A 12654-nucleotide genomic window follows, 5' to 3' on the forward strand; every position below is an offset into this window, starting at 1 on the left:
ACCGCTCGGGCCGGGGCGCCGGCGCGGCCGGATCCGACGGCCGCCGCGCAGCTGCTCGCCGCGGCCGGCTGGAAGCGCAACCTCACAACCGGCCGCTGGGACCTCCCGAGCGGCAGGCCCGCGCAGCTGGTGATCGGTGCGGCGGCGGAGCGCACCGAGGACGTGCAGGTCGCACAGATCGTCGCGAAGCAGCTCGACGCCGCGGGCATCACTGCCACGGTCGTGGCTCCGCCGGCGGTCGACCTGTTCGGCGGCCAGGCCACCGTGCCCGCCACCCCACCGAGCACGACGGCCGTGCCCACCCCCACCGCCATCACCCCGGAGCCGACGCCGACGTCGACGCCCTCGCCACCGGCGGCGAGCGCCACGGGCACGCCCACCACGTCGCCGTCGCCCTCGGGTGGGGGCGCCCGGGTCGACCTGATGGTCCTGCCGCGCACCGTCGGCGGCGACCTGGGCACGGAGCTCTCGTCGGACTACGGCTGCCCGCAGCCCACGAGCCTCGTCCCCGATCCGCCACGCGGGCCCACGGGGTTCTGCTTCCCGGCCCTGCAGCCCCTGTTCGACGAGCTGACCGGGCCCGATCCGCGACCGAACCTGACTGCCACCGTCGAGCAGCTGCTGTGGCAGCAAGTGCCCGCGTTGCCGCTGTTCCAGCCCGTGACCCTGGTGGTCAGCACCCCTGCGTCGGACGCCGCGACCGGTATCGGTCCCGGGCCCCTGGCCACCGGTCCCGTCACCGGTGCACAGGGCTGGCGCGTGTCAAGCCGATAACGGAGATACTCTCCCGTCGGCACGGAGTTACCGGCAGGTAATGGCGTTGGTTCCACGGTGTGCGGCTCGGGTCACCCTTTGGTCACGATGAGGGGGGTGCCGGTGACGATCACTCACGTGGTTTCTACCGTGCCCTGGGTCGGGGAGCCCGTCCGTCGACATGGGCGGCGCCCGCCCGCGACGAATCGGACGTCCGACAGGGTGCGTCCGGCGGAGAGAGGCCAGGGAGTCCATGAGGAGAACGAGAGCCGCGTCGCTGATCGCGCTCGGCGCCACTGCTGTGGTGGTGCTGGCCGCGTGCGGTACGGCATCCGACAACGGCGGAGGGGGCGCAGGCGCCGACGCGCAACGCAACGGCACGGCCGAGGGTGCGGTCAAGGGCGGCACGCTGAACATGCTCGGCGCCGGTGACGTCGACTACATGGACCCGAACGTCACCTACTACTCCGCGGGTTACCAGGTGACGCGCATGTACAGCCGCCAGCTGTTCACCAACCCGGCCGACCCGGCCACCAACCGCACCGCTGTGCCGGACCTCGCCGAGCAGATCCCGACCACCGCCAACGGCGGGATCAGCGCCGACGGCAAGACGTGGACGGTCACGATCAAGCAGGGCGCGCAGTGGAACAGCACGCCGCCCCGCCAGGTCACCGCGGCCGACGAGGTCACCGGCATCAAGCGCACGTGCAACCCGGTGCAGCCCTTCGGCGGCCTGCCGGACTTCCAGAACCTCTTCGTCGGCTTCAAGGCGTTCTGCGACGGCTTCACCAAGGTCGGCCAGGACGCGGCGTCGATCAAGAACTACATCCAGAACACCCCGCTCCCCGGCGTCACCGCGAAGGACGACCGCACGATCGTCTTCACGCTGACCCAGCCCGCGCCGTACCTGGCCGAGATGCTGACGCTGCCGGCCCTGGGTCCGGCCCCGGTCGAGTATCTCAACTACGTCCCGGGCAGCACCGAACTCGGTCAGCACCTCGTCGCCGACGGCCCGTACAAGGTCGACCTCTACGACCCGACGAAGCGGATCGAGCTCTCCCGCAACCCGGCGTGGAACGCCGCCACCGACACGGTTCGCGGCGCGTTCGTCGACAAGATCGTGATCGACGAGACGCAGTCGCAGGAGTCGGTGCAGCAGCAGCTGCAGACGAACTCGGCCAGCGCCGACATGCAGTTCGACGTGGCTACGCCCGCCTCGCAGATCCCCCAGCTGCAGGCGGCGAACGACCCGAACCTGACGCTGGGCCCGACGGCGTCGAGCAACCCGTATGTCATCTTCAACTTCAAGTCGCCCAACAACGGCGGCGCGCTGGCCAAGCCGGAGGTCCGGCAGGCACTGGCCTACGGGATCAACCGTGACAACATCATCCAGGTGCAGGGCGGCCCGGCGGTCTCCCCGCCGCTGACGCACGTCCTGCCGCCGAGCCTGGCCGGCTCGAAGGACTCCAACCCGTACCCGTACGACCCGGCCAAGGCCAAGCAGCTGCTCGCCGCCGCCGGGTTCCCGAACGGGCTGACGCTGAAGTTCCTCTACCGCAACGCGTCGGAGAACAGCAGCAAGACGTTCGCGACGATCCAGCAGGACCTGTCGAAGATCGGGGTCACGGTGCAGGGCGTGCCCTCGCCGAACGCCGACTTCTACACCAAGTACCTGCAGCAGCCCGCCGTCGCCGAGCGCGGCGTGTGGGACCTCTCGCTCGCCGGCTGGGGTGCCGACTGGTTCGGCAACGGCGGTGCGCTCTCGTACTTCAGCCCGCTGTTCTCCGGCGCGCCGTCGTTCCCGCCGATCGGCAGCAACTACGGCTACTACAACAGCACGCAGGCCGACCAGATGTTGACGCAGGCGCTGTCGTCCACCGACGTCAACAAGCAGAACGACCTGTTCGGGCAGCTCGACGAGCTGGTCACCAAGGACGTGGCGATCTACCCGATCACCAACCCGAACTGGCCGACCTACCGCGCCACCCAGGTGCACAACGCGGTGTACATGGACTCCCTGCAGAACTTCGACGCGACCAACGTCTGGCTCGACGCGGACAAGCAGGGCTGATCAACACCATGCCACTGCTCGAAGTGGATGATCTGCACGTCTCGTTCGGTACCCCGGACGGCGTCGTGCGTGCGGTGCGGGGCGTGTCGTTCTCGGTCGATCGAGGACGCACGCTCGGCATCGTCGGGGAGTCGGGGTCCGGCAAGTCCGTCGCGACCCAGACGATCGTCGGCCTGACCCGAGGCGCTCGCGTCTCGGGTCGGGCGACCCTCGACGGGGAGAACCTCCTCGGGGCCGACCCTGACACGCTGCGCCGGATCCGCGGGGCCAAGATCGGCATGATCTTCCAGGACCCACTGTCCAGTTTGCATCCCTACTACAAGGTGGGATGGCAGATCGTCGAGATGATCCGCGCGCACGAGCGCGGCACCTCGAAGGCCGCCGCCCGCCAGCGCGCCGTGGAGCTGCTCGACGCCGTCGGCATCCCCAGCCCGCGCACGCGCATCGACAACTACCCGCACGAGTTCTCCGGGGGCATGCGCCAACGCGTCATGATCGCGATGGCCATGGCGCTCAACCCGTCCGTGCTGGTCGCCGACGAGCCCACCACGGCCCTGGACGTCACCGTCCAGGCGCAGGTGCTCGACGTCATGCGCGACGTCCAGCGCGAGTTCGGCACCGCGATCATCCTCATCACGCACGACCTGGGCGTGGTCGCGGACATGGCCGACGAGGTGGTCGTCATGTACGGCGGCCAGGTGATGGAGCGGGCCGAGCGGCGCGAGCTGTTCTACCGCAACCACCACCCCTACACCGAGGGTCTGCTCAACTCGCTGCCGACCTCGGGCGGGCGCGGCAAGCTCACCCCCATCGCGGGCACCCCGCCGAGCATGATCACCCCGCCCCCGGGCTGCCCCTTCGAGCCGCGGTGCGTGTACGCGTTCGACAAGTGCTCGGAGAAGCCGCCGCCCGTCGAGATCCCGGCCCCCGGTGTGCACACCTCGTCGTGTCACCTGCCGGTGGAGCGGGCCGACCGTCCGCGTCTGGAGGCATCATGACAACGCCGTTGCTGGAGGTCGAGGACGTGCGCAAGCACTTCCCGATCGGGCGGCGCAAGCTCTTCGGCGGCGAGCAGCCGATGCTCAAGGCCGTGGACGGCGTCAGCCTCGAGGTCCGTGCGGGTGAGACGCTCGGGCTCGTCGGCGAGACCGGGTGCGGCAAGTCCACGCTCGCCCGCTGCATGACCCGGCTCTACGACCTGACGTCGGGCACGGTCGAGTTCAACGGAACCGACATCAGCACGCTCAGCCGTAGTGAGCTGCGGCCGTTGCGGCGCGAGATGCAGGTGATGTTCCAGGACCCGTACGGCTCGCTGAACCCGCGCCGCCGCGTCGGCTCGATCATCGGAGACCCCTTCGCCATCCACGGCGTGGCCGACGGTGACGAGCGCAAGCGCAAGGTCCAGGACCTCATGGAGATCGTCGGCCTGAACCCGGAGCACTACAATCGGTTCCCGGCCGAGTTCTCCGGCGGTCAGCGCCAGCGCATCGGCATCGCCCGCGCGCTGGCACTGCGGCCCAGGCTCGTGGTGTGCGACGAGCCCGTCTCGGCGCTCGACGTGTCGATCCAGGCCCAGGTGATCAACCTGCTGGGGGAGCTGCAGGAGCAGCTCGACCTGACCTACGTGTTCATCTCGCACGACCTGTCGGTGGTGCGCCACGTCAGCGACCGTATCGCGGTGATGTACCTCGGCAAGATCGTCGAGATCGCGGACGTGGACGGCCTGCACGACCACACGCGGCACCCGTACACGCAGGCGCTGCTGTCGGCCGTGCCGTCGGCGGACCCGGACACGGCCGCCTCGCGCCGGCGCATCGTGCTGGCCGGCGACCTGCCCTCGCCCGCAGCTCCGCCCACGGGCTGCCGCTTCCACCCGCGCTGCCCGAAGGCGCAGCAGAAGTGCGTCACGGAGGACCCGGAGCTCGTTCCGCGCCTCGGTGACGGGCCGGAGCACCGGGTGGCGTGCCACTTCCCGCTGGCCGACGGCGAGCTGATGACGTCGTCGCGGCCGTCGATCGGTGACGCCGCAGCGGACATGCGCTTCGACGCGGTGGCCGCCGAGAAGGCCGCGGGCGACGGCGCGGGGGGTGGGGCATGACCACCTCGGACCTCGCGAAGAACTCGCCGTCGGCTCCGGAGCCGCACGCCGTTCCCGACGCGACGGAGCTGGAGGGCGAGGCCCGTATCCAGGGGCGCACCCCGTTCCAGCTCTCCTGGGAGCGGCTGCGCCGCGACCGCGTGGCGATGATCTCGCTCGGTGTCATCGTGCTCATCATCGTGCTCGCGATCGCCGCGCCGCTGATCGCGGCGCTGATCGGGCACGGCCCCAACGACCAGTACCGGCAGGAGGGGCTGACGGCCGCCGGGCTGCCGAAGGGCCCGACGGGCCAGTTCATCTTCGGCACCGACGACCTCGGGCGCGACCTGTTCGTCCGCATCCTCTACGGCGCCCGCATCTCGCTGCTCGTCGGCGTGCTGGCCACGCTGCTCGCGATCGTGCTGGGCGTGGTCGTCGGCATCATGGCGGGCTACCTGGGCGGGTTCGTCGACACCGTCCTGGCCCGGCTGATCGACGTGGTGCTGTCGATCCCGTTCCTGCTCGCGGCGATCGCGATCGTGTCGATCTCCGGGCCCAGCCTGACGGTGACGGTCGTCGTCATCGCGTTCTTCAGCTGGTCGTCGGTGGCACGCATCGTGCGCGGGCAGGTGCTCTCGATCCGGGAACGCGAGTACGTGGAGGCGGCCCGGTCCCTGGGCGGCAGCGACTGGCGCATCATGTTCGTCGACATCCTGCCGAACGTGATCGCGCCGGTGATCGTCTACGCGACGCTGCTCATCCCGGTGTCGATCGTGTCGGAGTCGACGCTGTCGTTCCTCGGGCTCGGCGTGCCCGCACCCACGGCCACGTGGGGCGGCATGCTCGACGGGGCCACCAACTACTACCGCGTGGCCTGGTGGTACCTGCTGTTCCCCGGGCTCGCGCTGTTGATCACGACGCTGGCGTTCAACCTGTTCGGCGACGGCGTGCGTGACGCGTTCGACCCGCGGTCGGACCGGCTGTTCGCCACCGAGTCGGAGAAGGAGGACGAGGACGCATGATCAGATTCCTCGTCCGGCGCGTCCTACAGGGCCTGCTGGTCATCTGGCTGATCACGATCGTCTTGTTCGTGACGTTCTACGTGACGCCGAGCAACGTCGCGCAGACCCTGGGCGGCCGGCAGGCCACCCCGCAGACGATCGCGCTCATCAACCAGCGGCTCGGCCTCGACCGCCCGCTGTGGGAGCAGTACCTGCGGTTCATCGGCAACGCCCTGCGGGGCGACCTCGGGTACGACTACTACAAGCAGATCCCGGTCACGTCGGTGATCGCCGATGCACTGCCCAAGACGCTGTCGATCGCGGTCGGCGCAGCGATCATCTGGTTGCTGATCGGCGTGACGAACGGCGTGCTGTCGGCCACCCGGCCGCGATCGTTCCTCGACCGCGGCCTGACGGCCTTCGCGCTGTTCTTCTACTCGATGCCGACGTTCCTGCTCGGCCTGCTGCTGCTGTTCTTCCTGTACTTCCAGCTCACCCTGGCCGGGGTGCGGATCTTCCCGCCGGGCGGGTACACCGACATCTCGGACTTCGGTGGCTGGGTCCAGCACATGATCCTGCCGTGGTTCACGGTGGCGCTCGTGACAGCGGCGTCCTACACGCGGCTCACCCGGGCGTCGATGCTGGAGGTGCTCGGGGAGGACTACATCCGAACGGCCCGCTCGAAGGGCCTGTCGGAGCGGCGGGTGGTGCTGCGCCACGGGCTGCGCAGCGGTCTCACGCCGGTGGTCACGCAGTTCGGCATCGACGTCGCGACGCTGCTCGGCGGCATCATCGTCACCGAGCAGGTGTTCTCGATCGACGGGCTGGGCCGCACGGCCGTCACCGCGATCACGCAGCAGGACCAGCCGGTCATCATCGGCATCGCGCTGGTCGGCACCGTGGCGGTGGTGGTGGTGAACATCCTCGTCGACATCGTCTACGCGTTCCTCGACCCGCGCGTACGACTGAACTGAAAGATCGAACCGATCACCGACACCCCGGCCGGACCTCGGCCGGGGTGTCGGCGCATCGTCGGCATAGGCTTCCGGGGTGACGTCGACCCCGCGGCGCCGGTTGCTGCTCGTGCACGCCCATCCCGATGACGAGACGCTGACCACCGGCGGCACCATCGCCCACTTCGCGGCCCAGCCCGACACGGCGGTGACGGTCGTGACCTGCTCGCTGGGCGAGGAGGGCGAGGTCATCCCGCCCGAGCTGGCGCTGCTCGTCCCTAGCGAGTCCGACCAGCTCGGCGGCTACCGCATCGGCGAGCTCGCGGCCGCCCTGGCCGCGCTGGGCCCGGTCGACCACCGCTACCTGGGCGGGGTGGGGCGCTGGCGTGACTCCGGTATGGCGCACGCCGGCCGGGTGCGCGCCGCCACGCCCGAGGTGCTGCACCCAAGGGCGTTCGCAGCGCCCGAGGCGTTCGAGGCCGAGGTGGCGGCGCTGGTGGAGATCCTCGAGGATGTGCGGCCCCAGGTGGTGATCACCTACGCCGACGACGGCGGCTACGGCCATCCCGACCACGTCCGCGTGCACGCGATCACCGTCGCCGCGCTGGAGCGGGTGCCCGCCCGGCTGTTCTTCACCGTGATCGGCAGCGCCCGGCTCGACGCCGGCATCGCCGCGATCGCCGACGAACCCGGCCTCCCGTTCCGCGTCCCGGAGCCCGGCGAGCTGCCCGGCACCCCGGACGCCGCGATCACCCACCGGCTCGACGTCACCGACCAGCGGGAGCGGAGGCTCGCCGCCATGCGTGCCCACGCCACGCAGGTGGCGCTCTGGGAGAAGGGCTCGGCGTCGGCGTTCGCGATGAGCAACATGGTGGCGCAGCCGCTGCTCGACGTGGAGGAGTACGTCGCGGCCGACGGCAGGCCCGGCGACGACCTGTTCGCGGAGGGGGAGCAGTGACGGGTGGGTCCGGCGGCCGGATGGACTGCGACAGGCTGGCCGTGATCGGGCTGCTCGTCCTCGACGGGCTGCTGTTGGGGGCGATGGGCCTGGCGTTCACGCCGGAGTACGTCGGTGCGGTGCCGGTGCCGCTCGGGGCGCTGCTGTCGATCCTCATCCTGCCCTGGCTCGTGCTGCGGGCGGGGGAGATCGACCCCCGCACCGGCGTGGCGGGCGCGCCGCTCATCGCCTGGTTCGCGGTGGTGGTCGTGCTCGGGCTGACCGGCCCGGGCGGCGACGTCATGCTGCCCACCCAGCCCTCCACCATCTGGACATCGCTGCTGCTGTTCTTCGGGGGCATCGGCGCCGGGCTGTGGGCCCTGCGCAGGGTGACCGCCTCCGAGCACCTGCGGCAGGGGGCCGGCCGTGGCTGAGGCGATCTCCGACGCGGCGCTGGTGACGGTGCTGCGGCCGTTCGTCCGGGCCGCCCGGCCCGTGCTCGACGGGCTGCGGGAGCTCGACCCGTTCGGCCTGCGCTCGCGCGTCGCGCCGGAGGCGGACGCCGACCGGGGTCTCGGCGAGAAGGTCCTCGACCTGCTGGCGAGCGTCGAGGTGCCGGGCACGGCGGCCTGGGCGGCCATGGGCGTCGACGAGCGCTCCCGGTGGTGGGTGCGCCGGGTCGGGCGCTTCGCCACGCTGCTGGCCGCGGTGCCGGGCATCGGCGGGGCGCTGGCCAACCGGCTCCCGGTGTCGAAGGTGATCGGGGTGGCGGGCCAGGGACTGGTGCTCGTCGCCATCGCCGGCGAGCACGGCGTCCGCGACGAGGACGCACTGGTGGGCCTGCTCGGTGCGGTGCTGTTCCGGCGCGGGCTCGCCGTCACCGCTCCCGACCAGGCGGCCGACGCGGTGGCGGAGGAGGAGGCCGCCGCGCTCACCGGGGGCCTCACCGAGCCGGACACCCGGCCCACGCTGCAGCGCATCGGCGGGGCCGTGTGGCGGCTGGGCCGGGCGCTGCTGGCCGCGGAGGACGAGCTCGACCGCCGCCCGCACGGCAACGTCCTGACCGAGGGCCTGGGCATGCTGCCGGTGGTCGGGGCCGTCGGGAAGTACCTGGGGGAGTGGTCCGGGCTCAAGAAGGCCGCCCGCGAGGCGGAGAAGCGCCTGTCACCGGCCGCTCAGGCGCGGGGCGGCACCAGGTAGCGGTAGCGGTGGTGCTCGACGAACCCGAGCCGGTCGTAGAGCGCCAGCGCCCCGGTGTTGTGCAGGGCCACCTGCAGCACCGCCCACCGGGCGCCCTGGTCGCGGCCCCAGGCCGCGGCCGCCGCCACCAGGCCGGTGGCCAGGCCGCGGCGTCGGGCAGCCGGGAGCACCTCCAGCACCGACAGGTGCAGGTGGTCCTCGACGACCGCGGCCCGCAGCGCCCCGAGCGCGGTGCCGTCGGGGCCGAGGACCATGAGGAACGCGGTGTCCCGTCCGGGATCGAGCACGCCTCGCTGCGCCGCTCCCGGCTCGCCGCCCGCAGCGTGGTCCCACCACGCCGCGGAGGGGCGTGCGGCCACCTCCACCTCCGACGGGCGGCCCGTTCGTCCCGGCGCGGGGAGGTCGGCCAGGCCGGCCAGTCCGGCCACGTGCACCGTCACCTCCGCCCCGGCCTGGTGGCCCGCGTCGAGCACCCACCCCTCCGCCGCGACGGCCGTGTCCCACGGCGACCCGATCGGCACCTGTACGCGGGGGCCGATACCGGTCCGCTCGGCGAACGCACGGACGGCGTCCAGGGCGGCGGGCACGGGACGGTCGGGTTGGCCGACCGCCAGCGCGGAGTTCGCCCGGCCCGTGTAGCCGCTCGCGGCGCGCAGCCGCCACGCGCCCAGCAGCTCGTCCACCTGAGCGGGCCAGGCGTCGGCGCAGAGGTTCTCCAGCCTGGTGATCGCCGAGAGCGATGCCCGGCGGGGGGGCGCGGGCGGCACGGCGCGGACCGCCACCACCGCGGAGCGCAGCACCTCCACCGGACCGCGGCGGCCGTGCACCGTGACGGTGTCGCCATCGGCTGTGAGAACGCCCACGGCGTCGCTGTAGAGCGGCCGGCCGTCGCGCTCCCCGATCCGGTGGCGCAGGGAGACGCGCCGCCCCACCAGGCCGTCGATCTTCACCCTGACCTCCGCGTTTCGGACGTGCGTCACACCGCCCCGGCTCACAGGACGGCAACATCGAGATACATACTGTGTGACGCCCCAAGTTTCTCTCCCGTGGAGGATGGCTCACCCGTGACGTACGTGATCGCCGAGCCCTGCGTCGACCTGCTCGACAAGGCATGTATCGAAGAGTGCCCGGTGGACTGCATCTACGAGGGCGGGCGGATGCTCTACATCCACCCCGACGAGTGCGTCGACTGCGGCGCCTGCGAACCGGTCTGCCCGGTCGAGGCCATCTACTACGAGGACGACGTCCCCGAGCAGTGGGCGGCCTACACCAAGGCCAACGTCGACTTCTTCGACGAGCTCGGCTCGCCCGGCGGTGCGTCGAAGGTGGGCAAGACCGACATGGACGTCGAGCCGGCCAAGAGCCTGCCGCCCCAGCAGCACGACGAGTGAAGGTCGACCTCCCCGACTTCCCCTGGGACTCGCTCGCCGAGGACAGGGCGCTCGCGACGGCGCACCCGGGCGGCATCGTCGACCTCTCGGTCGGCACGCCGGTCGATCCGGTGCCGGAGGTCGTGCGTGCCGCGCTCGCCGGCCCCGCCGCCGACGAGCCCGGCTACCCGACCACGCACGGCCCGGCGTCGTTGCGCGAGGCCATCGCGGGGTCGCTGTTGCGCCGCTTCGGCGTGACGGTGGACCCTGCGGCCGTCCTGCCGACGATCGGGTCCAAGGAGCTCGTCGCCTGGCTGCCCACCCTGCTCGGGGTCGGCCCGGGCGACGCGGTCGTCATCCCCGAGCTGGCCTACCCGACCTACGAGGTCGGCGCGCGGCTGGCCCACGCGGAGTTCGTGCGGTCCGACTCGCCCACCGCCGTCGGCCCCGGCCGGGTCGCGCTGGTGTGGGTGAACTCGCCGTCCAACCCGACGGGCCGCGTGCTGCCCGCGGAGCACCTGCGCCGGGTGATCGGCCGGGCGCGGGAGCGCGGCGCGGTCGTCGCCTCCGACGAGTGCTACCTGTCGCTCTCGCAGGACGCGGTGTCGATCTTGCGTCCCGACGTCTGCGGCGGCTCCCACGAGGGGCTGCTCGCTGTGCACTCCATGTCGAAGTCGTCCAACCTCGCGGGCTACCGCGCGGGCTTCGTCGCCGGTGATCCCGCGCTGGTCGCGGGCCTTCTGGAGGTGCGCAAGCACGCCGGCATGATCGTGCCGCGGCCGGTGCAGGCGGCGATGGAGGCCGCGGCGTCCGACGACGCGCACGTCGACGAGCAGGCCCGCATCTACGACCGGCGCCGCATCCTGCTGCGGGCGGCGCTCGAGGTGGTCGGCATGCGGATCGATCACTCCGAGGCCGGGCTCTACCTGTGGGCCACGGCGGGCGAGCCCTGCCGCGTCACCGTCCGCCGCCTCGCGGAGCAGGGCATCCTGGTCGCCCCCGGCGACTTCTACGGGCCGGCCGGCGCGGAGCACGTGCGCGTCGGGCTCACCGCGCCCGACGACCGCATCACGGCGGCGGCGAGCCGGCTGCTCCGGACATGAGCAGGGGCGGCCGCACCACGGCCCGCCCGGCCGTGCGGCCCGCCGTCGTGCTGCTGGGCGTGCTCGCGCTGGCGGCGAACCTCCGCGCGGCACTGGCCGGGTACCCGCCCCTGCTCGAGACCGTCCGCGCCGACCTCGGTCTCTCGGCGGGCGTCGCCGGGTTCGTGCAGGCCGGCGCGGTCCTGATGATGGCCGTCGGGTCGTTCACCGGCAGCGCGATCGGGGCCCGCGTGGGCCGGGAGCGCGCGCTCGGCGCTGCCGTAGCGCTGGTGACCGCGGGGAGCCTGCTGCGGTCCGTGGCCGCGTTCGCGGCGCTGGCCGCCGGCAGCGTGCTGGTCGGGCTCGGCATCGGGCTCGCGGGCGTGCTGATCACGGGCGTGGTCAAGGAGCACCTGGCGGAACGGGCCGGCGCGGCCACCGGCGGTTACGTCGTCTCGATGATGGTGGGGGCCACCGTCTCCAGCGCGGTCGCGGTCCCGCTCGCCACGGGGCTGGGCGGGTGGTCGTTCTCGCTGGCGGTGTGGGCGGTTCCCGCGGCGATCGCGGCGGCGCTGTGGGTGCCGATCGCCCACCGGATGCCTGCCGACGCGACCGTCCGGCGGGTGCCGCTGCCGTGGCGCGACCCGTTCGCCCGGCTGGTCGCCTGCTACCAGGCGGGCACCTCGCTGATGTTCTACGGCTGGCTCACCTGGCTCTCGCCCTACTACGAGGGGCAGGGCTGGTCGCCGTCGCGGGCGGGGCTGCTGCTAGCGGTGTGGAGCGTCGCCCAGATCCCCTCGGCGCTGCTGGCCCCGGTGCTGGCCGAGCGACGTCGCCGGTGGCGCTTCTGGGCGTCGTTCACGCTGTCGTGCGGGCTGGCCGGCACGCTCGGGGCGTTGCTGCTGCCGATGCCGCCGCTCGCCGGGCCGTGGCTGTGGGCGGTGCTCATGGGCATCGGCGTGGGCGCGGGCTTCCCGATGGGGCTCACGGTGATCGCGTGGCGCACCCCCGATCCCGCGGCCAGCGCCGCCACGAGCGGGCTCGCGCTGGGCGTCGGCTACATCGCGGCCGGGCTGGGCCCGCTGCTGATGGGTGTGCTCATCGACGCCACGGCCGGCTTCGCGGCCGCGATCGTCGTCCTCCTGCTGGCGGGGTTGTTGCAGGGCTGGGCGATCTGGCGGATCGGCGACCGGCCCCGCTGACCGCCCCG

13 protein-coding genes are annotated in these 12654 nt (G+C 72.4%); 12 read left to right on the top strand and 1 reads right to left on the bottom strand.

Annotated features, from left to right (window positions below; all coding sequences use genetic code 11):
* The 9 genes from JWR81_RS09315 to JWR81_RS09355 form a co-directional block, all read left to right on the top strand.
* Window positions 1-774 (top strand): ABC transporter substrate-binding protein (locus JWR81_RS09315; protein ID WP_297649482.1); only part of this gene is annotated, 774 nt, incomplete at its 5' end.
* 232 nt (window positions 775-1006) lie between these two features.
* Window positions 1007-2824: an ABC transporter substrate-binding protein gene (locus JWR81_RS09320; RefSeq protein ID WP_297649484.1), complete on the top strand. Its 1818-nt coding sequence runs from the start codon at window positions 1007-1009 to the stop codon at window positions 2822-2824.
* A gap of 8 nt (window positions 2825-2832) precedes the next feature.
* Window positions 2833-3822: an ABC transporter ATP-binding protein gene (locus JWR81_RS09325; protein WP_297649486.1), complete on the top strand. Its 990-nt coding sequence runs from the start codon at window positions 2833-2835 to the stop codon at window positions 3820-3822.
* A complete protein-coding gene (locus tag JWR81_RS09330; protein WP_297649488.1) occupies window positions 3819-4922 on the top strand; it encodes an ABC transporter ATP-binding protein in 1104 nt (367 codons plus the stop codon). The genes JWR81_RS09325 and JWR81_RS09330 overlap by 4 nt, the downstream gene beginning before the upstream one ends.
* Window positions 4919-5923: an ABC transporter permease gene (locus tag JWR81_RS09335; protein WP_297649490.1), complete on the top strand. Its 1005-nt coding sequence runs from the start codon at window positions 4919-4921 to the stop codon at window positions 5921-5923. Before JWR81_RS09330 ends, JWR81_RS09335 begins: the two co-directional genes overlap by 4 nt.
* Window positions 5920-6876 (top strand): ABC transporter permease, encoded by a 957-nt coding sequence (locus JWR81_RS09340; RefSeq protein WP_297649492.1) that lies wholly within the window; start codon window positions 5920-5922, stop codon window positions 6874-6876. Before JWR81_RS09335 ends, JWR81_RS09340 begins: the two co-directional genes overlap by 4 nt.
* 76 nt (window positions 6877-6952) lie before the next feature.
* On the top strand, window positions 6953-7813 hold the full coding sequence (gene mshB / locus JWR81_RS09345) for an N-acetyl-1-D-myo-inositol-2-amino-2-deoxy-alpha-D-glucopyranoside deacetylase (RefSeq protein WP_297649494.1): 861 nt from the start codon (window positions 6953-6955) through the stop codon (window positions 7811-7813).
* Window positions 7810-8226 (top strand): hypothetical protein, encoded by a 417-nt coding sequence (locus tag JWR81_RS09350; RefSeq protein WP_297649496.1) that lies wholly within the window; start codon window positions 7810-7812, stop codon window positions 8224-8226. Before mshB ends, JWR81_RS09350 begins: the two co-directional genes overlap by 4 nt.
* A complete protein-coding gene (locus tag JWR81_RS09355; RefSeq protein ID WP_297649498.1) occupies window positions 8219-8992 on the top strand; it encodes a hypothetical protein in 774 nt (257 codons plus the stop codon). Before JWR81_RS09350 ends, JWR81_RS09355 begins: the two co-directional genes overlap by 8 nt.
* On the opposite strand, the gene JWR81_RS09360 is transcribed toward JWR81_RS09355, so the two are convergent.
* Window positions 8968-9942 carry an N-acetyltransferase gene (locus JWR81_RS09360; protein ID WP_297649500.1) on the bottom strand — a complete coding sequence of 325 codons (975 nt, stop codon included), beginning with the start codon at window positions 9940-9942 and terminating at the stop codon, window positions 8968-8970. The two genes, JWR81_RS09355 and JWR81_RS09360, sit on opposite strands and share 25 nt — an antisense overlap.
* Before the next feature lie 114 nt (window positions 9943-10056).
* Between JWR81_RS09360 and fdxA the strand changes: the two genes are divergently transcribed.
* The 3 genes from fdxA to JWR81_RS09375 are packed head-to-tail and all read left to right on the top strand — an operon-like array spanning window position 10057 to window position 12646.
* On the top strand, window positions 10057-10383 hold the full coding sequence (fdxA, locus tag JWR81_RS09365) for a ferredoxin (RefSeq protein ID WP_297649502.1): 327 nt from the start codon (window positions 10057-10059) through the stop codon (window positions 10381-10383).
* Window positions 10380-11465, top strand: coding sequence for a succinyldiaminopimelate transaminase (gene dapC / locus JWR81_RS09370; protein WP_297649504.1), 1086 nt, complete (start codon window positions 10380-10382; stop codon window positions 11463-11465). The genes fdxA and dapC overlap by 4 nt, the downstream gene beginning before the upstream one ends.
* On the top strand, window positions 11462-12646 hold the full coding sequence (locus JWR81_RS09375) for a CynX/NimT family MFS transporter (RefSeq protein WP_297649506.1): 1185 nt from the start codon (window positions 11462-11464) through the stop codon (window positions 12644-12646). The genes dapC and JWR81_RS09375 overlap by 4 nt, the downstream gene beginning before the upstream one ends.
* The last annotated feature ends 8 nt before the right edge of the window (window positions 12647-12654 follow it).

The organism is Pseudonocardia sp., assembly GCF_025965585.1.
In the GTDB taxonomy this organism is placed as follows: domain Bacteria; phylum Actinomycetota; class Actinomycetes; order Mycobacteriales; family Pseudonocardiaceae; genus Pseudonocardia.